The sequence below is a fragment of the Vibrio pomeroyi genome, from assembly GCA_041879425.1.
Taxonomy (GTDB): Bacteria; Pseudomonadota; Gammaproteobacteria; order Enterobacterales; family Vibrionaceae; genus Vibrio; species Vibrio pomeroyi_A.
Map to the genome: position 1 here is coordinate 3,536,892 of CP090854.1, position 23,632 is coordinate 3,560,523.

Consider the following 23,632-nt stretch of genomic DNA (forward strand, 5'->3'; position numbering starts at 1 on the left):
CCGATTAGGAGAACCGTTGTGAATCAAACTCTTCACCCCAACGCAGGGGTTGGCCTTAGAACACCGCACTTGGACTTCTTTAGCCAAAATCCATCTCTAGTGAGTTGGTTGGAGGTTCACAGCGAGAACTACTTTTTAGCTCAATCATCGCAACGCCAACAACTCAGAGAAATTCGTAACGCACACAACATAAGTTGCCACGGTGTTGGGTTGTCTCTTGGTTCTGTTGAGCGTATCAATCAACACCATCTGGTGCAGTTAAAAGATCTGATTGATGATATCGAACCTTTCTTGGTTTCTGACCACCTCAGCTGGAGTCAGACTGGCGGGCATTACTTCAATGACTTACTACCGCTGCCTTACACAGAAGAAGCGTTAGAAGTCTTCTGTCGCAATGTCATCGAGGTTCAAGACAGCTTGCAACGCCCGATGTTGATTGAGAATCCATCGAGTTACCTAGCCTTCAAGCATTCTACTATTCCTGAGTGGGAATTTTTGGCTGAGGTACAAAAGCGCACAGAGTGCCGACTGTTACTCGATTTCAATAATATTTTCGTCTCATCTTTTAATCATGGCTTTAGTTGTGAAGAGTACCTAAACGGAATACCTGCAGACAAAGTGGAAGAGATTCACTTGGCAGGTTTTACCAAAAAGAAGCTTGAACAAGGTGAGATCTGGATAGACACACACAGTAAACCTGTCTGTGACGAAGTGTGGCAACTCTATACTGACTGGGTAGCACAACATGGTTTGCGCCATACCTTAATTGAATGGGATCTAGATATTCCAGAGCCACAAGTTTTATTGGCTGAAGCAACCAAAGCCAGTGACATCTTGCATCAACACGACAAGTTCAACCAAAGGAGTCGCGCCTCATGAGCCACTCCCTAGCAGATGTTCAATTGGAGTTTGCTAGCGCCCTACGCTATCAAAACAATGGTGAGCGCTGCGACATTGTAAGCGACCATTTTACCGATGAACAGCGAATCCAGATTTACCGTAATAACTTTGTGATCAGCTTGAGCGAAGTTCTGGCAGCAACCTACCCACTTACGAAAATGTTGGTTGGTGAAGAGTGCTTCCAACAGATGGCTCGTCAACATGTCTTAAGTTATCCATCGACCTCTGGTGATGTCAGTGGTTACGGTGAACACTTTGAACAGACTATCCAAGCCTTTCCTGCTGTTATTGAGGCTGCACCTTATCTCGGTGAAGTGGCTTTGTATGAATGGCAGAAAGACAGCTTGGTAAGGTTTACGTCACAAGCAGATGTCGACCAGAGACCTCTTTCTTGCCTTGCAGATGTACCACAAGAGCAACAAGGCGCTTTGGTCTTTCATCTCAAAGATTCAATAACACTGATTCATTCTAGTTACACGATTATCGCGCTTGAACAAGCTATCTATCAGCAACAACTTGATGGGCTAGACATCAATAAAGGTGAATTTGGGGTGTTAATCCGAGCTGAAGATTCACAGGTTGAGAGCCATAGTTTGAGTGAAGAGAGCCACCAACTCCTCACTGAATTGCAATCAGGTCGAACACTCTCAGCAATCGATCCTTTATTACTACAACATCTGAATACTGTTATGGCGCTAAACGTCATCTCAGGTTTTTCAATCAATGCCGAATTGGAGACATAACATGGATAACAACACAGTCACGAACATGATGGCTCAATACGACAGTTTGATTGAGAAATCACAGGCACTTTTTGTTCCAGTACTTCTACTATTTTGTCGCCTTTGGGTGGCGTGGGTATTCTTTAATTCTGGGCTCACTAAGATAGCAACTTGGGATAGCACGCTTTACTTGTTTGAGTTGGAATACCAAGTACCACTGTTACCTTGGGAATTGGCGGCTTACATGGGGACTGCCGCTGAGTTAATTCTGCCGGTGTTCTTAGCGCTCGGTTTATTAACACGACCTATGGCTGCGGTATTGTTCGTTTTCAATATCATTGCTGTCGTGTCTTACCCGGTATTGTGGGATCAAGGCTTCTACGATCATCAGCTTTGGGGATTAATGATTCTTATCGTTGTCGTGTGGGGCGCAGGACCATTCTCACTTGATAGAGTTTTGAAAGCGCAGTTCAGGAATTAAAATGAGTTGTCACCTCTTTTGAACTGCTAAAGCTAAATGGCTACAGCCCAAACGCAAAAAACCACTCAATTGAGTGGTTTCTTTTTTAACTGGGATAAGCTTACTTATTTAGAAAAGCTTGTAGCTCTTCAGCAGAGATGCCTTGCTCTGCAAGTTCTTTTGCCAATAGCTGAACCTGCTCTCCCTTACGAGACTCTACCACACGCTGAAATTGGTAAATGATATCTCGCAAAGTATCGATTGGAACTTGTTTTGCCGCACTGCGAATACGCTCTTCACTTTGGTTGCCTAGCTCTTTAAGCAGTTTACCAAACATGACCTTTTCAGGTGCATCTTCCATTTGTTCTAAGACGCGCGCCATTTCGTAGGTTGTTAATGACATTACAGTATTTTCCGTTGGGGACTAACGTTTCAATGAGTGACAAATATACCATGTTTTAACGTTTCGAAAACCGCCATTTGTATATTTTGTCACCCTTGTAACTTATGCCTTAGCAAACGTCGTGTGCCATGACTTACCCGCTTTGCTCGCAAGCACTAATAACGCAGGAACAATCAGGAACATTTGCAGAGCGATCATCACTTGCGACGTTAAATCAAGACGTTGCATGGTACCCACAAGAAGTCCTGAACCACTCATTTGGAACAAGCCAAGCAGCGCAGCTGCTGTACCTGCACGGTCACCAAATGGTTCCAACGCTTTACCTGCCGCAGCACCAAGAATCCAAGCAAAGCCAACCGACGATAAGAAGATCGGTAGCATGAACGCGATTGGAGTCGCGTGCTCAGCAAGCACCAACATAATCACACCTGCTAAGCCCAGCGTCGAGATACCAACAACCAATGCCTTGTAAGTACCAAAACGGTCCATAAACTTCGGCGCCGTAAATGCAGCAGTGATGTTGATAGCGGCGTTAATACCAAACCAGAAGGTAAACTCGTTCATCGTCAAACCTAGGTTCTCCATCAACACAACCGGTGCAGAAGTAACATAAGCAAGAATTACCGCCATCGCCATCAAACACAAGGTTGCATGGAAAAGGAATGATGGTGTTTTCAGTACTGACCAGTAACGCTCCAGCTTGAACACCGCGACCTTCTCTGTCGCCGGGTTAGACTCTTTCATTTGGAAGAATAAGATGCTACCAACGACTACCGCGAAACCAGCCATAAAACTGAAGTTCGAGCGCCAGCCAAATTGATGGGTTAACCAAGCGCCAAGAATTGGTGCCAATGCAGGAATGAAACAAATCGCACCATTGAGGTAGCTGATCATTCGGCCACTTTTCTCCGGGCCAAATAGATCGCGAACCGTTGCAAAGGCAGCTACAGAAGTCGCACAAGCTCCTAAGCCTTGTAGCAGCCGAGCTATTAGCATCATATCAATCGATTGAGCTGCCCACGCCAAGCAAGCACTCAATGCATAGATACTAACACCTCCCAATGCAACGGTTCGACGTCCTAACTTATCCGCCAAAGGGCCAGCAAACAGTTGGCCGACACCCATGGCAAATAAAAACCAAGTAATCGTATCTTGTGCTAGTGCATGTTCCACGTGAAACGCTGTCGAAATTTGTGGCAGAGCTGGTAGGTAGATATCAATAGCCAAAGGGCTAAATAGAACCAACATTGCCAATAAAGCAACCTGCAGTTTACTAGGGGTTGGAAGCGCGTTAGAAGGCACAAGATTCTCCGGATGAGTTAATTTAGGTGCATAATAACCAACTAAAGATATGAACAAAAATGGCATATACTCATTAGCATTATTCCAAATAGGAAACTCACATGAATATCGAGAAACTATCGCGCCTCGACCTCAATCTATTAGTTTGCTTACAGGTGCTAATGGAAGAACTGAGTGTTACTCGCACTGCGCATCGATTGTGCCTAAGCCAGTCAGCCGTGAGTAAGTCATTAGCCAAACTTCGTGAACAATTTAATGATCCCCTTTTCACGCGAAGTGCTCATGGCCTGCGACCAACACCAAAGGCAGTCTTTCTCAAACCTAGATTAGAAACGTTGATCAACCAACTTGATGTGCTCACCCAACCAGAGACGTTCATTCCCAATAACAGTGACCACAGTTTTCACATTGCGGCAGTTGAGAGTGTTTACCCACTTATTCTTCCTCACTTCTTGCCTGCGATATTTCGACAAGCCCCTAAGGTGAATATCAACACCCACGCTTGGACGGAGCAAACCTTCAAGAAATTACAGCTTGGTGAACTCGATATCGGACTTACGGGTAAAGACATCGACATCAACGACGCGCGTTTAACCATGCTGCCGCCAGATGATATTTGCGAACAAGAGATCTATCGCGATGCACAAATGTGTGTGTTAAGACGCAACCATCCTGCTCTGAGCGGCAAATGGGATCTGGAAACCTACCTTGCACAGCGTCATGTACAGGTAAGATGTGATGGTAACGATCGCTGGTTACTCGACTACAAGCTTGCTGACCTTGGTCACCAACGTGATATCGCTATTTCTGTTCCTGACTTCAACAGTGCGGCGAGCCTGTGCACTTACACTGACTTCGTGTTTACGGCGCCAAGTCACTTCACCTACCTTGTCGCCAAGCAACTCGACTTAGTTGTTGTCCCTCTGCCAATGGAATTTCCACCGATGGCATACACTCTGTTTTGGCACCGAGATAGAGAAAATGACCCAGCACTAACTTGGTTGCGAGATATCATCAAAGAAAAAACTCTGCACCTTAGATAAAAATGGCGTACAGCGTTTGCAGCAAACGAACAAAAGCGCTAGCTTATTGACCTAATAAGTCCCCTCACATGTATATCTACTGTGAGTGTTAACAAGGACCCTAACAATAAGGATAAACACAGATGCACAATATCACTGCGGAACGCGTTACTGCGGTTCGAGCTTGGCTTGAAGCAAACCAACTAGATGCCGTTATCATCCCACACGAAGATGAGTACCTAGGCGAATACGTTCCAGCTCATAGCGAGCGACTTCACTGGTTAACTGGTTTCACTGGCTCTGCAGGTGCAGCGGTTATCACTCGTGAAAACGCTGCTATTTTTGTTGATGGTCGCTATACCGTTCAGGTTCGCAAGCAGGTACCAGCAGAGTTATTTGAGTATCGCCACCTTATTGAAGAGCCGGCTTTAGATTGGATCATCAATTCACTAGAACAAGGCAGCAAGGTTGCATTCGACCCACGCATGCACACAGCAGCTTGGCTGAAAGGCGCACAAGCGAAACTGACTGATAAAGTCGAACTCACGACATTAACAGCAAACCCGATTGATGAGCTTTGGTCTGATCGTCCTGAGCCTGTTGTATCTGATGTTCGTCTAATGGCGACCGACGCAGTTGGTCAATCAAGTGAAAGCAAACGCGCTGAAATTGCAGGCCTACTAAAAGCCAAAGGTGCGGATGCCGCAATCCTTACTGAACTAGATTCTATTTGCTGGTTACTCAACGTTCGTGGATTGGACGTGTCTCGCCTGCCAGTTGTTTTATCTAATGCCATCATTCACGCCGATGAAAGTGTCGATTTCTTCTTAGACCCAGCTCGTATCCCTGCAGGCTTTGAAGCGCTCGTTGGTAATGGTATTCGTGTTTCTCATCCATCGGAGCTTGAAGCACGTCTTCAATCTTTAGAAGGTAAGAATGTGTCAGTCGATTCAGGTACAAGCAACGCTTGGTACACGCTTGTTCTACAAAACGCAGGCGCTCATATCATTGAAGCAGCCGACCCATGCCTAATGCCAAAAGCCGCTAAGAACGAAACTGAAATTGCGGGCATGAAAGCGTGTCACATTCGTGATGGTGTTGCGATGGCCAAGTTCTTATCTTGGATTGATGCTGAAGTCGCGCAAGGTAACCTACACAACGAAGCGGTACTGGCTGACAAAGTACAATCGTTCCGCGAGCAAGACCCAACGCTGATGGACCTAAGTTTTGACACGATTTCAGCAGCAGGCGGCAACGCAGCTATGTGTCACTACAACCATGAGAACCAACCTGAACCAGGTCAGCTAGAACTGAATACTCTGTACCTAGTCGATTCAGGCGGTCAGTACTTAGATGGTACAACCGACATCACTCGTACTATCGCGATTGGCCAACCGAGCGACGAAATGATCCAGCAGTTCACGTTAGCGCTTAAAGGTCACATCGGCATTGCACGTGCGCGTTTCCCACAAGGTACTCGTGGTTTCCAACTTGATATCCTAGCGCGTCAGCACTTATGGGCAGAAGGCTTCGATTACGATCATGGTACTGGTCACGGAGTTGGTCACTTCCTAAGTGTTCATGAAGGTCCGCAAAGCATCTCGAAGAAACTTATCGACGTACCTCTTGTTGAAGGTATGGTGTTATCAAACGAGCCGGGTTACTACCGTGCTGATGAGTTTGGTATTCGTATCGAGAACCTAGAATTAGTAGTTGAACTGCCAACTCAAGGTGACTTCTCAGTATTAACGTTTGAATCGCTAACACGTTGCCCTATCGATAAGCGCAACATCAACGTCGATCTACTGACGCGACCTGAACTTGCTTGGCTGAACGATTACCACCAAAAAGTATGGAACGATGTTAGTCCATTAGTTGAAGGTGATACGTTGGAATGGTTACGCCAATCAACAACACCACTGACTCACGCTTAATAAATTACTAGGTAGGTAACTGAACCAAAACTAGTTGCCTCAGTTAGATATTAAAACGGCTACCCTCTGGTAGCCGTTTTTGTTTGCCGATTTCACATCATTGATGTTTCACGTGGAACATCAGCCAAGATGTTATACCAATCTGGATAAGTAGGTGATCAGATAATTGCGCAGGAAAAATCGCTTAGAGCAAGGCATAGATTGCAGCTAGCTAGTTGGCCTACCTACAAAATCTATAACGATGCTATCAGCGATTTTAACTAGCAAGAATGTCCAGATACTTATTTAGATTGGTATTAGTTAGCCTGAGTAAGCGCTATGCCAATCTCGCCACACCGGGTCGAAGCCGCGTTGACGAATCATAGCCTCAACATCAGCTGCACTTCTCTCATCACTTATCTCAAACTGCTCAAGCTCTTCCTCATCCGAAGCATAGCCACCAGGTTGAGTTTTTGACGCGGCAGACATGCTAGTGATACCTAACGGCAACACGTTATCGCGGAACGTTGCAGATTCACGAGTAGAAAGAGACAATTCAACCTCAGGGTTTAACAGTCGATAGGCACAGATAAGTTGTACCAACTGCTTATCACTCATAATCGACTTAGGTTGCAAACCACCCTCGCATGGACGAAGACGTGGGAATGAAATCGAGTAACGCGTTTGCCAGTAAGTTCGCTCTAAGTAATCCAAGTGAGCGGCCACGAAGAAACAGTCTGTTCGCCAGTCTTCCAAGCCAATCAAAGCGCCAATCCCTATCTTATCAATACCCGCTTTTGCCAGACGATCAGGCGTTTCAAGCCGGTATTCAAAATCCATTTTATTGCCACGTAAGTGATGTTCAGCATAGGTACTTGGGCTATATGTTTCTTGGTAAACCATCACAGCATCTAAGCCAAGGGTTTTAAGTTCCGCGTAGTCGTCTTGATCAAGCGGCTGCACTTCCATCGCGAGGTAGTTAAATTGTGCTTTGATATTCGGTAGTACCTCACGGAAGTATTTCATCCCAACTTTAGTTTCGTGCTCACCGGTCACCAACAATACACTATCAAATTTCATGTTTTTGATGGCCGCGCTCTCGGCATCAATTTCATCCAAAGTTAATGTACGACGCTTGATACGGTTCTCCATTGAGAAGCCACAGTAGGTACACGCATTCGCGCACAAGTTCGATAGGTACAAAGGAATATAAAGCGACATCGTATTACCGAACCGCTTACGCGTTAGCGCCAACGATTGTTGGGCCATCTGTTCTAAGTAAGGTTCTGCCGCTGGAGAGATCAAAGCCTTAAAATCTTCTAAATCACGCTTAGGTTTACTCAAAGCACGTTCAACATCCGCCGCCGTTTTACTGAAGATGGACATACCAATGTCATCCCAGTTGAGCTGTTTAAATCGATCAACAAACGTCATAGCAATACTACTCGTCTAGGAATGAAGTTAGCGGACTGGAAGCAACCGCATGAGACACTTGACCAGCTAACCCAGCAAGGTAAGCCATACGACCGGCTTCAACTGCTAACTTAAAAGCAATCGCCATTTCAACTGGCTGTTGTGAGGCTGCAATCGCCGTATTCACTAACACAGCATCTGCACCCATTTCCATTGCACGTGCAGCATGTGATGGAGCACCAATGCCAGCATCAACAATCACAGGAACGTTCGCTTGGTCGATAATGATCTCTAAGAAGTCCGCTGAAGCGATTCCCTTATTCGAACCAATAGGTGCACCGAGGGGCATCACAGCAGCACAACCTACTTCTTCTAAGCGCTTACACAAAACAGGGTCGGCGTGGCAATAAGGCAACACAACAAAGCCATCTTTCACTAGTTGCTCAGCAGCGTTAAGTGTCTCGATTGGGTCTGGCATCAAGTACTTTGGATCTGGGTGAATCTCAAGCTTTAGCCAGTTAGTACCTAGAGCTTCACGTGCCAGGTGCGCGGCAAAAATCGCATCCTTCGCGTTCTTCGCACCAGAAGTATTCGGGAGTAGATTAACGCCAGCATCAATTATTGGCTGTAAAATATCATCTTGCTCAGAACGAATATCAACTCTCTTTAGTGCCATGGTTGCCAGTTGAGAACCTGACGCTTCGATGGCACTCGCCATCAAATGCTTATTTGCGAACTTGCCGGTTCCAGTGAACAGACGTGATTGAAACGTTTTATCTGCGATGGTTAACATGGTTAGCCCCCTGCAATAGCTTGGAAAAGAGAGATGGAATCGCCTTCATTGACGATGGTTTGTTGCCACTGGCTGCGTGGTACAACCGCATTATTGATAGCAAATACACACCCTAAATCAGGTAGCGATAGTGCTTGGATGATGTCTAAAAGAGACGACGATTGCGCGACCAGCTCTGGTTGCTCGTTTATAGAAATAGTTATGTGGCTCATTGTGCTTCTTCTTCTAGATGTTGGATCGCAGTTGTGTTGCAAACCGGACATTCGCTATCTTGAGTAACCATTAGGTTTTGCCAGTTCATGGTCTGGCCATCAAACAGCTTTAGCTGATGCGTTGCGACTTTAAACTCACCACCACTAATACGCTGAATAGCAGCAAGAGCTTGGAGGTTACCTATAGTGCCGACCACTGGACCAATGATGCCGCTATCACTACAACGCGTTGTTTGTGGATGGTGCTCAAACGGGAAAAGACAGTGGTAACACCCTTTCTGGTTCTGATAATCAAAGACAATAAATTGACCTTTCCAGCCGATTGCGGAACCCGATATCAAAGGTGTATTAGCTTTAAAACAAGCTCGGTTAACCTGCTGGCGTGACGCGAAGTTGTCAGTACAATCCAACACGAGATCAGCCAACATGACTTCTAATTCAAGTTGGCTTTCACTCATTCGCAGATTGATGGTTCTTACTTGGCTTCGACCATTGAGCTCTTTCAGTTGTTGTTTAAGTGCTTCGACCTTAGATGAACCTAGTTGGCTCTCCTTGAACGCTACCTGTCTCTGCAGGTTGGACGAATCCACACAATCGTCATCGACCAACACGATTCTTCCAACGCCAGAAGCTGCGAGATAGAGAGCAGCGGCATTACCTAAGCCACCACAACCAATCACCAACACATGGCTGTTTAACAGGTTTCGTTGCCCTTGCTCACCAACCTCAGGTAATGCAATTTGTCGTTGGTAACGGATGAACTCAAAGTCACTCAACATAGCTAGGCTCCCGCATAACCTCTTTACTAGTCATTGAAGAGTTAGGAGCCATCAGCTTATCGAAGAATTCGATCACTTTTTGTGGGTCTTCCGCTAATGTAATCGCACGTACAACCGCCAAGCTAGATACACCACAACCCCAAATCTGCGCAGCTGTCGATTGGTCAATACCGCCAATAGCAACCGTCGGATAACCAGTAAGTTCTTCTGTATATGGGATGGTATCAATTAGCTGTTGGTACAGAGATAAACGCACCAAGCCTTGAGGCTTTGATGGCATCTGTTTCGTCGTAGTCGGAAATATATGGCCTAGTGCAATGTAGCTTGGATTAATTTGGACGATGCGGAGCAACTCATAATAACCATGAGTCGATAGACCGATCTTAATACCTGCTTGGCTCAGTTGGGAAAGGTTTGATTCTTCAATATCCTCTTGTCCCAGGTGCACACCAAAAGCACCATGCTTAAGTGCAAGCTGCCAGTAATCATTAATAAAAACCTGAGCGTTATGTTCTCGACCAAGTTCGATAGATCGTGCGACTTGTTGCTCTAAGTCGGCTTGTTGAGGGTTCTTAATACGCAATTGGACGGTGTTAATCCCAAGCTTAAGTAATCTTTCTATCCACTCAACATCATCAACCACCGGGTATAAACCGAGGCTATTTTTGCTCAACTCAGGGAAGGAAAGTGATGTACCTTGGTTGGCCCAACCAACACTGATATCCAGTCGTTCATCTTCTAGAACAGGGATAGGAAAATTTTGATAGTGTGCTGGCCATGTTCCACGTGAAACATTTGATGCAGCGCGAGCTAAAACCAGCGCGTCTTCCAATGGAAATTCCAACGCTAATAAAGTAAGTAACCAAGTAAAGTGGCCATTACTATCTAACTCTTGATGAGTTGTAGTGTCACTCTTGATAACACGATTAGCATTTAAGTGTGACCAGATATCTAACACAGCTGAATCATCAGAGACTCCGACATAGACGGTGTTCGAAGCTTGGGTCAAAGCAGCACACACATCGGTCAACGCAACTGAATTACTGTAATCAACAACATGGCTCAGTTGCGCTAACTGACACTCCGCCAATGAATCAACATCATGAGCAAAGCCAATAGATAGTACCTGTTGAGCATCAACGATAGAGAAGTATCGAGTTGGGCTTACACCCAACTCAACTGCATCAGTTGCTAAACCTTGTCGTTTAGCAACCAATAGACAGTTTTGAACCTCCCCCGTTAACTCGATGTATTGAGATGGGATGAGAATCTTCACTGTCACTATTCCTCTAATTGAGCTTCTTTTTCGCCTACAGCTGGGTGATAAAGTTCAGAGCCAGTATCACGGAACTCTTGTGATTTTTGACGCATTCCCTCCAACGGGTTATCTAACATCTTAATCTCAACAGCCTGATCAGCGGCTACTTGTTCTGTGTCTTTCGCATACTCACGAACTTCTTGAGAAATCTTCATCGAGCAGAACTTAGGTCCACACATAGAGCAGAAGTGAGCAACCTTGCCCGACTCTTGTGGCAGAGTTTCATCGTGGAAAGAACGTGCTGTTTCCGGATCTAAAGCTAGATTAAATTGGTCCTCCCAACGGAATTCAAAACGAGCTTTAGACAAGGCATTATCTCGGATTTGTGCGCCCGGATGCCCTTTAGCCAAGTCTGCTGCATGTGCTGCCAGCTTGTAAGTAATCAAGCCAGTCTTCACATCTTCTTTATTTGGTAAGCCCAAATGCTCTTTAGGCGTTACATAACAAAGCATCGCACAGCCGTACCAACCAATCATTGCCGCGCCAATACCAGAGGTAATGTGGTCATAACCAGGTGCGATATCTGTAGTCAGTGGGCCTAATGTATAGAAAGGTGCTTCATGGCAGTGCTCTAACTGCTCGTCCATGTTCTCTTTAATAAGGTGCATAGGTACATGTCCAGGACCTTCAATGATCACCTGAACGTCGTATTCCCAAGCCACTTTAGTCAGCTCACCTAGAGTACGTAACTCCGAGAACTGAGCCTCATCATTGGCATCTGCAATAGAGCCAGGACGCAAGCCGTCACCTAGTGACAAAGCCACATCGTACTTCGCACAGATCTCACAGATCTCGCGGAAGTGTGTGTATAGGAAACTTTCTTGGTGATGAGCAAGACACCATTTCGCGATAATAGAGCCACCACGAGAGACAATGCCAGTCACACGCTTAGCCGTCATAGGAACATAACGAAGAAGCAAACCGGCATGGATAGTGAAGTAATCAACGCCCTGCTCCGCTTGTTCAATCAAGGTATCGCGCATCACTTCCCAGTTAAGGTCTTCGGCTACGCCATTCACTTTCTCAAGCGCCTGATACATAGGAACCGTACCAATCGGCACTGGGCTATTACGTAGGATCCATTCACGAGTCTCGTGGATATTACGGCCAGTAGAAAGGTCCATTACGGTATCGCCGCCCCAGCGAGTCGACCATACTAGCTTCTCAACTTCTTCTTCAATCGAAGAGCTTACAGAAGAGTTACCGATATTGGCGTTCACTTTCACTAAGAAGTTTCGGCCAATAATCATAGGTTCTGATTCTGGGTGGTTGATGTTTGAAGGGATGATAGCTCGGCCTTCAGCGACCTCTTTACGCACGAACTCAGGGGTAATTTCTTTTGGCAGGTTTGCGCCAAAGTTATGGCCAGGGTGTTGGTGATTAAGCTGTTCATCAGCGAACTTCTGACGCCCCATGTTCTCACGTATCGCAATATACTCCATCTCAGGAGTGATAATTCCCTGACGAGCATAATGCAGTTGAGTTACACATTGGTCACCAGTAGCACGACGAATTCTAGGCAGGTTTCCGTAACGAAGGTCGTCTAGGGTTTCATCTTCTAAACGTTCTTTGGTGTAAACTGAGCTTACATCATCGAGCAGTTCCGTATCGCCACGCTCTTCAATCCATTGCTCTCGCAACTTAGGAAGGCCGCTATAAAGGTCTATTTCATGCGTAGGATCGGTATAAACACCTGAGGTATCGTAGACGTGAATCGGCTCATTAGGTTCGAATACAGGCTCTTTTTTGGTACCACCGACAAGGCTATCTGCGAGTGATATTTCTCGTACAGGGACTTGAATGTCCTCTCGAGATCCTTGGATGTAAGCTTTTTTTGAATTTGGATAAGGTTGTACGGATAAAGAATCGATGAAATTCTTCGCTTCCAGTCTTGCTTGTTTACGACTCGACATAGCATTTTTCCTTGGCTTTTAGCCATTATTTATAGGGATAAAAATGCTTGACGGATTAGATGCTACAAGAGGGATCACGGTAAGAAATACAGTTGTGATCTGGAGATAGATCTCTAGAAGGATTCTAGTTAGATATCTACTCTTGTTCCCTTCGCAGGTATTAGCCTGATCAGGTTCAACGGATCCCGAGTTAACGGTCTCAGCCATATGGCACTCCGACAAGTTCGATCGAGTATATAAAAACGGCTTGGATAAGCCAAGCCGAGTTGTTAACAAATCGTAAGAAAGTTTTAAGACTTTATCAAAAGTTGGAAGCCGATCCATGCAGCCGAGATACTGAGAACCACGTTGAGCAGCACATTGAGCCCCATCTTAAAGAAAGCGCCCTGCTGCATAAGAAGTACGTTATCCATCGAAAATGTAGAAAACGTAGTCAGGGCTCCAAGGAAACCAAGGCCGATGATCTGTCTCCATGGCTCAGTCGCAACCATCTCATTTTCAAATGCGGCGATGAGCAAACCCATAATGAAGGAGCCGATTACGTTAACAGTTAGCGTACCGTAAGGAAAACCACGCCCTAACATCACTACACATAACTCTGAAATCAAATAGCGCGAACAAGCACCAAATGCACCACCAATGGCAATAAAACCTAAAATAGATAGCTGACCCATGAATCCTCCCAAATAACAGTCCCTATATTCTAGCTTTACCGCCGATAAAAGCGAGGGTAGAAACTAAGAATGCATGCGCAAAAATTAAACGTTACAGGTGTCACTTAACTTCAATATATCCCATTAGTCCCGTTTTCATGTGCTCAATGACATGACAGTGGTACATCCAAAGTCCAGGGTTGTCTGCAACAAACGCAGCTTTCGCTCGACCATTTTTCCCAAGTAACACAGTGTCGGTATGGAAGGGTTCTTCTATTTTTTTACCATCAAGTTCCAATACAGTAAATGTATGACCATGAATATGAATCGGGTGATGATATTGAGTGACGTTCTTTAGATCGAATATGTAAGTCTTACCTAACTCTAAAGTCGCCAACGGTTCTGGAATATTGTCTTTGCTCATTCCCTCCCATGCTCGCTTGTTAGTAAGCCAAAACTTAGGCATGGACTTCCCGTCTTTAGATACCGGTGATACCGCCCCTTCCCACTCAAACACAAAATCGATTTCTTCTGCGTTGGAGAGATCTAAGTTAGGCACGGGATTGAGAGGCAATGAAGGAAGTGTTTGGCCTTCTATTAGCGTGGAATCTACAACCTCAAACTCACACAAGGAGAACGGAAAACGCCCCTTCATTTGAAGGACATTCACTTGCTCGCCCACCTTGGGAGCAATCAGCCCAAGGTCGACACGCATACCTGGACCAATTTTATGTTGAGTCAGCTTATAAGGTGTCTTTACAGGGTTACCATCAATGGCAATGACCCATGCTTCTGCCCCTTCAATAGCAATCGGATAGGTAATCGTGTTATCAACATTAGCGATACGGAGCCTAGTCGTTGCATGCTGCTTCAATTGATAAATAGGTTCATGTACTCCATTAACGCTACTCCACTCTCCTGGCGTGCCCATACGAGCGCTGAGGCGGGGAATCATTAAGTCTTTCCACTGACCTTGTTTGTCGATATGCCAATGTTTAAGCATCAGAGCATGCTCTTCATCGAACTGAACTGGCGCGCTCTCTTCAACAATAATAAGGCCGACTAAGCCCATACCCAGTTGTTTAACGCTGTTCATGTGTGGGTGATACCAGAAAGTACCCGCATCTGGTGGCGTAAACTCATAGACAAACGTTTCACCGGGCATAATCGGAGGCTGACTTAAGAAAGGAACTCCGTCCATTTCGATCGGAATTCTCAGGCCATGCCAATGAATTGTGGTCGGTTCTGATAGCTTGTTTGTAAATCGAATCGTTACCTTTTCGCCTTGTCGACAGCGAATAATCGGCGCTGGAATCTGTCCATTAAAGGCTAAAACGTTAGTACTAAATCCCTTCACCAATTCAGCGGTTGAAGGCTCAGCAGTTAAGTCATAAACGAACTTTCCTTGATCATCAACAGACCGCTTCATCGAGCAAGCAGGTAGGACGGTTAATGCAGATATAGCGAGAGATGATTGAATAAACTTACGACGGGAAATATCCATATTTGTTGCCTTTTAGTAATAACGACCAAAATGTAACAAAATATTGAGAATAATTCTCATAAAGAAGTGCGGTTTGTGCTGTAAATTGTTTATAAAAGACGCGGGGATAAGTAAGTACTTACACTATTAAGGCTAGGTTCTGTTAAAGATAGGGAATATCGATTAAAAAATCGAACCAACAGACGTAAAAATCCCCAGCATTTCTGCTGAGGCTTTAGATATGGCAGGGATGGAAGTTTAGACTCCCAACACGCGCTATTTTAGTAAATCGGGGGACCCGCTACTCTGAAAATGTATTAGATTCAAAAAGCAAAAAGGCTCCAGCATTTCTGCTAGAGCCTTAAATATGGCAGGGGTGGAGAGATTCGAACTCCCAACACGCGGATTTGGAATCCGCTGCTCTGCCAATTGGAGCTACACCCCTAAAACTTTATCTTACTTCAGATTCGAAAAAACCTCGCACTAGGCGAGGTTATCGAATAAGTGGCGGAGTGGACGGGACTCGAACCCGCGACCCCCGGCGTGACAGGCCGGTATTCTAACCAACTGAACTACCACTCCGCAGTGGACTACTTGTCGTCGCTGACAAGTCGTTCATAATTTAAAGCCTGGCGATGTCCTACTCTCACATGGGGAAGCCCCACACTACCATCGGCGCTATTGTGTTTCACTTCTGAGTTCGGCATGGAATCAGGTGGGTCCACAATGCTATGGTCGCCAAGCAAATTTTAAAATTCGGAAAACTGTAATTTAAAAGTCTCTCTTCAAACTCATTCAAGGTCTCTCTTTGAGTCCATCAAAACCCCTTGGGTGTTGTATGGTTAAGCCTCACGGGCAATTAGTACAGGTTAGCTCAATGCCTCGCAGCACTTACACACCCTGCCTATCAACGTTCTAGTCTTGAACAACCCTTAAGGACGCTTAAAGCGTCAGGGAAAACTCATCTCAGGGCTCGCTTCCCGCTTAGATGCTTTCAGCGGTTATCGATTCCGAACTTAGCTACCGGGCAATGCCATTGGCATGACAACCCGAACACCAGAGGTTCGTCCACTCCGGTCCTCTCGTACTAGGAGCAGCCCCCTTCAATTTTCCAACGCCCACGGCAGATAGGGACCGAACTGTCTCACGACGTTCTAAACCCAGCTCGCGTACCACTTTAAATGGCGAACAGCCATACCCTTGGGACCGACTTCAGCCCCAGGATGTGATGAGCCGACATCGAGGTGCCAAACACCGCCGTCGATATGAACTCTTGGGCGGTATCAGCCTGTTATCCCCGGAGTACCTTTTATCCGTTGAGCGATGGCCCTTCCATTCAGAACCACCGGATCACTATGACCTGCTTTCGCACCTGCTCGAATTGTCATTCTCGCAGTCAAGCGGGCTTATGCCATTGCACTAACCACACGATGTCCAACCGTGTTTAGCCCACCTTCGTGCTCCTCCGTTACTCTTTGGGAGGAGACCGCCCCAGTCAAACTACCCACCAGGCACTGTCCGTAATCCCGATTCAGGGACCAACGTTAGAACATCAAAACTACAAGGGTGGTATTTCAAGGACGACTCCACCACATCTAGCGACGCGGTTTCATAGTCTCCCACCTATCCTACACATGTAGGTTCAATGTTCAGTGCCAAGCTGTAGTAAAGGTTCACGGGGTCTTTCCGTCTAGCCGCGGGTACACTGCATCTTCACAGCGATTTCAATTTCACTGAGTCTCGGGTGGAGACAGCGTGGCCATCATTACGCCATTCGTGCAGGTCGGAACTTACCCGACAAGGAATTTCGCTACCTTAGGACCGTTATAGTTACGGCCGCCGTTTACCGGGGCTTCGATCAAGAGCTTCGACCGAAGTCTAACCCCATCAATTAACCTTCCGGCACCGGGCAGGCGTCACACCGTATACGTCATCTTACGATTTTGCACAGTGCTGTGTTTTTAATAAACAGTTGCAGCCACCTGGTATCTGCGACTCTCGTCTGCTCCATCCGCAAGGGACTTCACTGATAAGAGCGTACCTTCTCCCGAAGTTACGGTACCATTTTGCCTAGTTCCTTCACCCGAGTTCTCTCAAGCGCCTTGGTATTCTCTACCCGACCACCTGTGTCGGTTTGGGGTACGATTCCTTACAATCTGAAGCTTAGAGGCTTTTCCTGGAAGCATGGCATCAATGACTTCACTACCGTAGTAGCTCGACATCGTATCTCAGCGTTAAGAAAGTCCGGATTTACCTAAACTTTCCGCCTACATACTTGAACCTGGACAACCGTCGCCAGGCCCACCTAGCCTTCTCCGTCCCCCCATCGCAATTGTAAGAAGTACGGGAATATTAACCCGTTTCCCATCGACTACGCCTTTCGGCCTCGCCTTAGGAGTCGACTTACCCTGCCCCGATTAACGTTGGACAGGAACCCTTGGTCTTCCGGCGAGGGAGTTTTTCACTCCCTTTATCGTTACTCATGTCAGCATTCGCACTTCTGATACCTCCAGCAGCCCTTACAGACCACCTTCAACGGCTTACAGAACGCTCCCCTACCCCACGCACCCTAAGGTACGTAGCCGCAGCTTCGGTGTATAGCTTAGCCCCGTTACATCTTCCGCGCAGGCCGACTCGACCAGTGAGCTATTACGCTTTCTTTAAATGATGGCTGCTTCTAAGCCAACATCCTGGCTGTCTGAGCCTTCCCACATCGTTTCCCACTTAGCTATACTTTGGGACCTTAGCTGGCGGTCTGGGTTGTTTCCCTCTCCACGACGGACGTTAGCACCCGCCGTGTGTCTCCCGGATAGTACTTACTGGTATTCGGAGTTTGCAAAGGGTTGGTAAGTCGGGATGACCCCCTAGCCTTAACAGTGCTCTACCCCCAGTAGTATTCGTCCGAGGCGCTACCTAAATAGCTTTCGGGGAGAACCAGCTATCTCCAGGTTTGATTGGCCTTTCACCCCTAGCCACAAGTCATCCGCTAATTTTTCAACATTAGTCGGTTCGGTCCTCCAGTTGATGTTACTCAACCTTCAACCTGCCCATGGCTAGATCACCTGGTTTCGGGTCTAATCCTAGCAACTGTACGCCCAGTTAAGACTCGGTTTCCCTACGGCTCCCCTAAACGGTTAACCTTGCTACTAAAATTAAGTCGCTGACCCATTATACAAAAGGTACGCAGTCACACCACGAAGGTGCTCCTACTGCTTGTACGTACACGGTTTCAGGTTCTATTTCACTCCCCTCACAGGGGTTCTTTTCGCCTTTCCCTCACGGTACTGGTTCACTATCGGTCAGTCAGTAGTATTTAGCCTTGGAGGATGGTCCCCCCATATTCAGACAGGATATCACGTGTCCCGCCCTACTCGTTTTCACTGATGATGAGATGTCGATTACGGGGCTATCACCCTTTATTGCGGCACTTTCCAGAGCCTTCATCTGTCTCATTAAAAGCTTAAGGGCTAATCCAATTTCGCTCGCCGCTACTTTCGGAATCTCGGTTGATTTCTCTTCCTCGGGGTACTTAGATGTTTCAGTTCCCCCGGTTTGCCTCCTGTTGCTATGTATTCACAACAGGATACTTACTTATGTAAGTGGGTTTCCCCATTCAGGAATCCCAGACTTAAAGGTTATTACTACCTAATCTGGGCTTATCGCAAGTTATTACGCCTTTCATCGCCTCTGACTGCCAAGGCATCCACCGTGTACGCTTAGTCACTTAACCATACAACCCGAAAGGGTCTTAGCGTATGGCAACTAACCAAGGTTTTTGGTTGTCATTAAGAAGGGTTAATTCTCAATGACTGTTTGCCGGACTCAATTGTGATTCAAACAAGTTTGAATCGAATACAAGACACTTGAATGTGTTTGTTGTGTTTACCTAAAAGGTAAACATTGAGAACTTTTAAATTTGATTGAATTACTCGTAAATAATCAATCAGTCAGCTTTCCAAATTGTTAAAGAGCAAGAGTTTCAAAGTATTAAACTTTTAACCCATTTTTAAAAACTCTCCGAGGAGAATGCTTAAAGATGGTGGGCGATACCGGGCTCGAACCAGTGACCCCCTGCTTGTAAGGCAGGTGCTCTCCCAACTGAGCTAATCGCCCATAAAAGTTTTAATTCCTTATGGAAGGAATGGTGGAGCTATGCGGGATCGAACCGCAGACCTCCTGCGTGCAAGGCAGGCGCTCTCCCAGCTGAGCTATAGCCCCATATTTTATTTCCTTGGGAGGAAATGGTGGGTCGTGCAGGATTCGAACCTGCGACCAATTGATTAAAAGTCAACTGCTCTACCAACTGAGCTAACGACCCAATGGTATCCCGTAGGGGAGTCGAACCCCTGTTACCGCCGTGAAAGGGCGGTGTCCTAGGCCTCTAGACGAACGGGACACTGGATTGAAGAACTTGGGAGTTCTTCGTCTCTTTTACTTTCTAAACCTAATCAATCTGTGTGGACACTTATCGTGAATATCTTCGTATAAGGAGGTGATCCAGCCCCAGGTTCCCCTAGGGCTACCTTGTTACGACTTCACCCCAGTCATGAACCACAAAGTGGTGAGCGTCCTCCCCGAAAGGTTAAACTACCCACTTCTTTTGCAGCCCACTCCCATGGTGTGACGGGCGGTGTGTACAAGGCCCGGGAACGTATTCACCGTAGCATTCTGATCTACGATTACTAGCGATTCCGACTTCATGGAGTCGAGTTGCAGACTCCAATCCGGACTACGACGCACTTTTTGGGATTCGCTTACCATCGCTGGCTTGCTGCCCTCTGTATGCGCCATTGTAGCACGTGTGTAGCCCTACTCGTAAGGGCCATGATGACTTGACGTCGTCCCCACCTTCCTCCGGTTTATCACCGGCAGTCTCCCTGGAGTTCCCGACATTACTCGCTGGCAAACAAGGATAAGGGTTGCGCTCGTTGCGGGACTTAACCCAACATTTCACAACACGAGCTGACGACAGCCATGCAGCACCTGTCTCAGAGCTCCCGAAGGCACACCTGCGTCTCCGCTGGCTTCTCTGGATGTCAAGAGTAGGTAAGGTTCTTCGCGTTGCATCGAATTAAACCACATGCTCCACCGCTTGTGCGGGCCCCCGTCAATTCATTTGAGTTTTAATCTTGCGACCGTACTCCCCAGGCGGTCTACTTAACGCGTTAGCTCCGAAAGCCACGGCTCAAGGCCACAACCTCCAAGTAGACATCGTTTACGGCGTGGACTACCAGGGTATCTAATCCTGTTTGCTCCCCACGCTTTCGCATCTGAGTGTCAGTATCTGTCCAGGGGGCCGCCTTCGCCACTGGTATTCCTTCAGATCTCTACGCATTTCACCGCTACACCTGAAATTCTACCCCCCTCTACAGTACTCTAGTTCACCAGTTTCAAATGCAGTTCCGAGGTTGAGCCCCGGGCTTTCACATCTGACTTAATGAACCACCTGCATGCGCTTTACGCCCAGTAATTCCGATTAACGCTCGCACCCTCCGTATTACCGCGGCTGCTGGCACGGAGTTAGCCGGTGCTTCTTCTGTTGCTAACGTCAAGAGATGCAGCTATTAACTACACCCCCTTCCTCACAACTGAAAGTACTTTACAACCCGAAGGCCTTCTTCATACACGCGGCATGGCTGCATCAGGCTTTCGCCCATTGTGCAATATTCCCCACTGCTGCCTCCCGTAGGAGTCTGGACCGTGTCTCAGTTCCAGTGTGGCTGATCATCCTCTCAGACCAGCTAGGGATCGTCGCCTTGGTGAGCCATTACCTCACCAACTAGCTAATCCCACCTAGGCATATCTTGACGCGAGAGGCCCGAAGGTCCCCCTCTTTGGCCCGTAGGCATTATGCGGTATTAGCCATCGTTTCCAATGGTTATCCCCCACATCAAGGCAATTTCCTAGGTATTACTCACCCGTCCGCCGCTCGACGCCCATTAACGCACCCGAAGGATTGTTAGTGTCGTTTCCGCTCGACTTGCATGTGTTAGGCCTGCCGCCAGCGTTCAATCTGAGCCATGATCAAACTCTTCAATTTAAGATTTTGTGACTCAACGAATACTGACTTCAAAACTAATATTTACCGAAGTAAACATGTAATTCTAAAGCTATTACCATTCCAACAGAATGGTAATGAATTGACTGTGCCGAATAACTACAAGTAGTTAAACGTATTGGTCACTCAGTTCATTGAAATCAATTTTGATTCCGAAGAATCTGTTTTATCTAACGATAAAACGTTTTGATATTCATCAACGAGTGCCCACACAGATTGATAGGTTTAAATTGTTAAAGAGCTTTTCCTTTTTGAGCTTCGCTCAAATCGGACGGCCATTTTAGCGATTTAAGTTTTAGTGTCAACCACTATTTTCAAAACTTTTTTCAAGCGCTTAGCTTGGCTAATTTGGCTTGCTGATTCGTTTTGGTTTCCTAAGAAGCCATCCCGTGTCAGCGAGGTGGCATTATAGAGATTTCGATCACACTGGCAAGCCCTTTTTTAAGTTTTTCTTACTTTTTTGATTGTTCGAGCGTTTTTTGTTCAAAACACGCTATTTTCACTAGTATTCCCCTTAATTAGGGCCTTAAGGTGGCTATATAAAGGAGGATTTATGAGTTCAATACGCAGTTACAAAGGTATATCACCTCAGATCGGGCAAGGTGTCTATATAGATACAAGTTCGGTACTGGTTGGTGATATCAAAATCGGTGATGACTCTAGTGTATGGCCTTTGGTTGCAGCTCGAGGGGATGTGAACCACATACATATAGGCGATAGAACTAATATCCAAGATGGCAGTGTTCTTCATGTTACCCACAAAAATGCAGAAAACCCTGAGGGTTATCCTCTATTAATAGGTAATGATGTCACTATCGGTCATAAAGTCATGCTACATGGCTGCACTATTAAGGATCGCGTACTCGTAGGTATGGGAGCTATTGTGCTGGATGGTGTGGTTATCGAACAAGAAGTGATGATTGGTGCGGGAAGCTTGGTTCCACCTAACAAGGTACTTGAGAGCGGTTACCTATATGTAGGAAGCCCCGTTAAGCAAGCACGCCCATTAAATGATAAAGAACGTGCTTTCTTGCAAAAGTCGGCTGACAACTATGTTCAGAATAAAAATGACTATCTAGATTCTGTACTTCCTATTTAAAGCGCTTTGATCTGAATTCGATTAGAGGAGTCATACTCCTCTTCTTCTATTAGCTCTTCTGCTAATTCTTCAATATCAAAACGAAGCTCAGAAAATATGGCCAATGCTTGTTTGCCTTCTTCTATATCTTTACCAGCCAATCGAGACAACTCCTCAATAGACACAACACACTCGATCAACGCACCAGACTGCTGTGCTGGGAAAACGATAGACTGACTCTCTTCATCCCAATCTTGGATGTCAGGGAATAGGATTGATTGATTCATTTTTATAGGTACCTTGTTACATCTCTAGATTTCTACGCAATTCTCTTAAGATCTGCTTAATTCCTGGGCGAAGGCCACGCCATAGCATGAAGCTCTCTGCAGCCTGACCCACCAACATACCTAAACCATCATAAGCAGCATGAACACCATTATCTAATGCCCACTGATTAAATACAGTTGTTCCAGATCCGTAGACCATGTCATAGACGGTGCTGTTTGTATTAAAGATCACATCGGAAACTTCAGGGAGCTGGCCACTTAAGCCTGATGACGTGGAGTTAATAATGACATCAAAGCCTTCATTCACATCACTTAGTCCCATTCCTTTGATATTGCCATGTGAAGAAAACATCTCAGCTAGAAGTTCAGCCTTTGAACTGGTTCGGTTAGCAACCACCAATTGTTGTGGTTTTTGATCAAAAAGAGGCTGAATTACACCTCTTGCTGCGCCACCAGCACCTAGCAAGAGGACTCGAGCTCCCTCTAATACCACTTGATGCTGAAGCAAGTCTTGAACAAGCCCCTCACCATCAGTGTTATCACCGATGATCTCTCCGTCATCTAATTTCTTCAATGTATTAACGGCACCAGCTAATTGAGCCCTTTCCGTTAGGCGATTAGCAAACTGATAAGCGTCTTCTTTAAATGGTGCAGTGACATTACACCCTCTACCACCTTCGCTAAAAAAAGCTTTAGCCGCGGTAGTGAACTGACCGTGTTCTGGCTGCAGTGCTGTATAGGTAAGTTGTTGATTGGTTTGGCGAGCAAATAACGTGTGAATGAATGGCGATTTGCTTTGCCCAATAGGGTTACCGAAAACGGCATAACGATCTACTTGCTGTGTCATATCCTTACCTAACAGAAATAATAAAAAGGGTCATCTATATAGATGACCCTATCACTATCCCTATAAGGAAGGAAGA

18 protein-coding genes, 6 tRNA genes, 3 rRNA genes and 1 riboswitch are annotated in these 23,632 nt (G+C 46.2%); of the genes, 6 read left to right on the forward strand and 21 right to left on the reverse strand.

The features are described from left to right. Window positions 1–18: 18 nt before the first annotated feature. Genes L0992_15710 through L0992_15720 form a run of 3 tightly spaced genes read left to right on the forward strand, consistent with a single transcriptional unit; the run spans window position 19 to window position 2,103 of the window. The gene (locus L0992_15710; protein XGB67095.1) at window positions 19–879 is read left to right on the forward strand and encodes a DUF692 domain-containing protein; all 861 of its coding nucleotides are present in this window, start codon (window positions 19–21) and stop codon (window positions 877–879) included. Beyond that, window positions 876–1,643 carry a DNA-binding domain-containing protein gene (locus L0992_15715; protein ID XGB67096.1) on the forward strand — a complete coding sequence of 256 codons (768 nt, stop codon included), beginning with the start codon at window positions 876–878 and terminating at the stop codon, window positions 1,641–1,643. Before L0992_15710 ends, L0992_15715 begins: the two co-directional genes overlap by 4 nt. Before the next feature lies 1 nt (window position 1,644). After that, on the forward strand, window positions 1,645–2,103 hold the full coding sequence (locus L0992_15720; protein ID XGB67097.1) for a DoxX family protein: 459 nt from the start codon (window positions 1,645–1,647) through the stop codon (window positions 2,101–2,103). Window positions 2,104–2,203: 100 nt separating this feature from the next. Here L0992_15720 and L0992_15725 read toward each other — a convergent pair whose 3' ends face one another. Then, a complete protein-coding gene (locus L0992_15725) occupies window positions 2,204–2,485 on the reverse strand; it encodes a hypothetical protein (protein ID XGB67098.1) in 282 nt (93 codons plus the stop codon). A 102-nt stretch (window positions 2,486–2,587) separates the two neighbouring features. Then, entirely contained in the window at window positions 2,588–3,787 is a 1,200-nt protein-coding gene (locus tag L0992_15730; GenBank protein ID XGB67099.1) for a multidrug effflux MFS transporter, read from the reverse strand. 101 nt (window positions 3,788–3,888) lie between these two features. On the opposite strand from L0992_15730, the gene L0992_15735 reads away from it, so the two are divergent. Both L0992_15735 and L0992_15740 read left to right on the forward strand, forming a co-directional pair. Continuing rightward, on the forward strand, window positions 3,889–4,830 hold the full coding sequence (locus L0992_15735; GenBank protein XGB67100.1) for a LysR family transcriptional regulator: 942 nt from the start codon (window positions 3,889–3,891) through the stop codon (window positions 4,828–4,830). Between the two features lie 122 nt (window positions 4,831–4,952). Further along, a complete protein-coding gene (locus L0992_15740; GenBank protein XGB67101.1) occupies window positions 4,953–6,743 on the forward strand; it encodes an aminopeptidase P family protein in 1,791 nt (596 codons plus the stop codon). A gap of 300 nt (window positions 6,744–7,043) precedes the next feature. Here L0992_15740 and thiH read toward each other — a convergent pair whose 3' ends face one another. The 17 genes from thiH to L0992_15825 form a co-directional block, all read right to left on the reverse strand. Further along, entirely contained in the window at window positions 7,044–8,156 is a 1,113-nt protein-coding gene (thiH, locus tag L0992_15745) for a 2-iminoacetate synthase ThiH (GenBank protein XGB67102.1), read from the reverse strand. A gap of 7 nt (window positions 8,157–8,163) precedes the next feature. Continuing rightward, the gene (locus L0992_15750; GenBank protein ID XGB67103.1) at window positions 8,164–8,928 is read right to left on the reverse strand and encodes a thiazole synthase; all 765 of its coding nucleotides are present in this window, start codon (window positions 8,926–8,928) and stop codon (window positions 8,164–8,166) included. A gap of 2 nt (window positions 8,929–8,930) precedes the next feature. Continuing rightward, the gene (thiS, locus tag L0992_15755; GenBank protein XGB67104.1) at window positions 8,931–9,140 is read right to left on the reverse strand and encodes a sulfur carrier protein ThiS; all 210 of its coding nucleotides are present in this window, start codon (window positions 9,138–9,140) and stop codon (window positions 8,931–8,933) included. Then, window positions 9,137–9,919 carry a HesA/MoeB/ThiF family protein gene (locus tag L0992_15760; protein ID XGB67105.1) on the reverse strand — a complete coding sequence of 261 codons (783 nt, stop codon included), beginning with the start codon at window positions 9,917–9,919 and terminating at the stop codon, window positions 9,137–9,139. Before L0992_15760 ends, thiS begins: the two co-directional genes overlap by 4 nt. Further along, on the reverse strand, window positions 9,909–11,201 hold the full coding sequence (locus L0992_15765) for a thiamine phosphate synthase (GenBank protein XGB67106.1): 1,293 nt from the start codon (window positions 11,199–11,201) through the stop codon (window positions 9,909–9,911). The genes L0992_15760 and L0992_15765 overlap by 11 nt, the downstream gene beginning before the upstream one ends. Next, window positions 11,201–13,150 (reverse strand): phosphomethylpyrimidine synthase ThiC, encoded by a 1,950-nt coding sequence (thiC, locus tag L0992_15770; protein XGB67107.1) that lies wholly within the window; start codon window positions 13,148–13,150, stop codon window positions 11,201–11,203. The genes L0992_15765 and thiC overlap by 1 nt, the downstream gene beginning before the upstream one ends. A gap of 129 nt (window positions 13,151–13,279) precedes the next feature. Beyond that, window positions 13,280–13,378, reverse strand: a riboswitch (TPP riboswitch). 62 nt (window positions 13,379–13,440) lie between these two features. After that, on the reverse strand, window positions 13,441–13,824 hold the full coding sequence (gene crcB / locus L0992_15775; GenBank protein ID XGB67108.1) for a fluoride efflux transporter CrcB: 384 nt from the start codon (window positions 13,822–13,824) through the stop codon (window positions 13,441–13,443). Window positions 13,825–13,924: 100 nt separating this feature from the next. Beyond that, window positions 13,925–15,307: a multicopper oxidase family protein gene (locus tag L0992_15780; protein ID XGB67109.1), complete on the reverse strand. Its 1,383-nt coding sequence runs from the start codon at window positions 15,305–15,307 to the stop codon at window positions 13,925–13,927. Between the two features lie 347 nt (window positions 15,308–15,654). After that, a tRNA-Trp gene (locus L0992_15785) sits at window positions 15,655–15,731 on the reverse strand. 60 nt (window positions 15,732–15,791) lie between these two features. Continuing rightward, window positions 15,792–15,868: transfer RNA gene (locus L0992_15790), tRNA-Asp, on the reverse strand. A gap of 45 nt (window positions 15,869–15,913) precedes the next feature. Beyond that, window positions 15,914–16,029, reverse strand: a 5S ribosomal RNA gene (gene rrf / locus L0992_15795). A gap of 95 nt (window positions 16,030–16,124) precedes the next feature. Further along, window positions 16,125–19,016, reverse strand: a 23S ribosomal RNA gene (locus tag L0992_15800). 307 nt (window positions 19,017–19,323) lie between these two features. After that, window positions 19,324–19,399 (reverse strand) — tRNA-Val (locus tag L0992_15805). Between the two features lie 29 nt (window positions 19,400–19,428). Further along, a tRNA-Ala gene (locus L0992_15810) sits at window positions 19,429–19,504 on the reverse strand. A 24-nt stretch (window positions 19,505–19,528) separates the two neighbouring features. Beyond that, window positions 19,529–19,604 (reverse strand) — tRNA-Lys (locus L0992_15815). Window positions 19,605–19,606: 2 nt separating this feature from the next. Then, window positions 19,607–19,682 (reverse strand) — tRNA-Glu (locus tag L0992_15820). An 89-nt stretch (window positions 19,683–19,771) separates the two neighbouring features. Beyond that, a 16S ribosomal RNA gene (locus tag L0992_15825) occupies window positions 19,772–21,326 on the reverse strand. The 16S, 23S and 5S rRNA genes sit together here with 6 tRNA genes alongside, the layout of an rRNA operon. Window positions 21,327–21,897: 571 nt before the next feature. Between L0992_15825 and L0992_15830 the strand changes: the two genes are divergently transcribed. Beyond that, window positions 21,898–22,443, forward strand: coding sequence for a gamma carbonic anhydrase family protein (locus tag L0992_15830; protein ID XGB67110.1), 546 nt, complete (start codon window positions 21,898–21,900; stop codon window positions 22,441–22,443). Here L0992_15830 and L0992_15835 read toward each other — a convergent pair. Together L0992_15835 and aroE are read right to left on the reverse strand one after the other, a co-directional pair. After that, window positions 22,440–22,709: a DUF1488 domain-containing protein gene (locus L0992_15835; protein XGB67111.1), complete on the reverse strand. Its 270-nt coding sequence runs from the start codon at window positions 22,707–22,709 to the stop codon at window positions 22,440–22,442. The genes L0992_15830 and L0992_15835 overlap by 4 nt on opposite strands. Window positions 22,710–22,725: 16 nt before the next feature. After that, on the reverse strand, window positions 22,726–23,556 hold the full coding sequence (gene aroE, locus L0992_15840) for a shikimate dehydrogenase (GenBank protein ID XGB67112.1): 831 nt from the start codon (window positions 23,554–23,556) through the stop codon (window positions 22,726–22,728). Window positions 23,557–23,632: the final 76 nt, after the last annotated feature.

What these genes read in the sequence shown, in the direction of transcription:
- L0992_15715 (XGB67096.1), top strand. Translation starts at nt 876, where the DNA reads ATGAGCCACTCCCTAGCAGATGTTCAATTGGAGTTTGCTAGCGCCCTA.
- L0992_15720 (XGB67097.1), top strand. Translation starts at nt 1,645, where the DNA reads ATGGATAACAACACAGTCACGAACATGATGGCTCAATACGACAGTTTG.
- L0992_15725 (XGB67098.1), bottom strand. Translation starts at nt 2,485, where the DNA reads ATGTCATTAACAACCTACGAAATGGCGCGCGTCTTAGAACAAATGGAA.
- L0992_15735 (XGB67100.1), top strand. Translation starts at nt 3,889, where the DNA reads ATGAATATCGAGAAACTATCGCGCCTCGACCTCAATCTATTAGTTTGC.
- L0992_15740 (XGB67101.1), top strand. Translation starts at nt 4,953, where the DNA reads ATGCACAATATCACTGCGGAACGCGTTACTGCGGTTCGAGCTTGGCTT.
- thiH (XGB67102.1), bottom strand. Translation starts at nt 8,156, where the DNA reads ATGACGTTTGTTGATCGATTTAAACAGCTCAACTGGGATGACATTGGT.
- L0992_15750 (XGB67103.1), bottom strand. Translation starts at nt 8,928, where the DNA reads ATGTTAACCATCGCAGATAAAACGTTTCAATCACGTCTGTTCACTGGA.
- thiS (XGB67104.1), bottom strand. Translation starts at nt 9,140, where the DNA reads ATGAGCCACATAACTATTTCTATAAACGAGCAACCAGAGCTGGTCGCG.
- L0992_15760 (XGB67105.1), bottom strand. Translation starts at nt 9,919, where the DNA reads ATGTTGAGTGACTTTGAGTTCATCCGTTACCAACGACAAATTGCATTA.
- thiC (XGB67107.1), bottom strand. Translation starts at nt 13,150, where the DNA reads ATGTCGAGTCGTAAACAAGCAAGACTGGAAGCGAAGAATTTCATCGAT.
- crcB (XGB67108.1), bottom strand. Translation starts at nt 13,824, where the DNA reads ATGGGTCAGCTATCTATTTTAGGTTTTATTGCCATTGGTGGTGCATTT.
- L0992_15780 (XGB67109.1), bottom strand. Translation starts at nt 15,307, where the DNA reads ATGGATATTTCCCGTCGTAAGTTTATTCAATCATCTCTCGCTATATCT.
- L0992_15830 (XGB67110.1), top strand. Translation starts at nt 21,898, where the DNA reads ATGAGTTCAATACGCAGTTACAAAGGTATATCACCTCAGATCGGGCAA.
- L0992_15835 (XGB67111.1), bottom strand. Translation starts at nt 22,709, where the DNA reads ATGAATCAATCAATCCTATTCCCTGACATCCAAGATTGGGATGAAGAG.
- aroE (XGB67112.1), bottom strand. Translation starts at nt 23,556, where the DNA reads ATGACACAGCAAGTAGATCGTTATGCCGTTTTCGGTAACCCTATTGGG.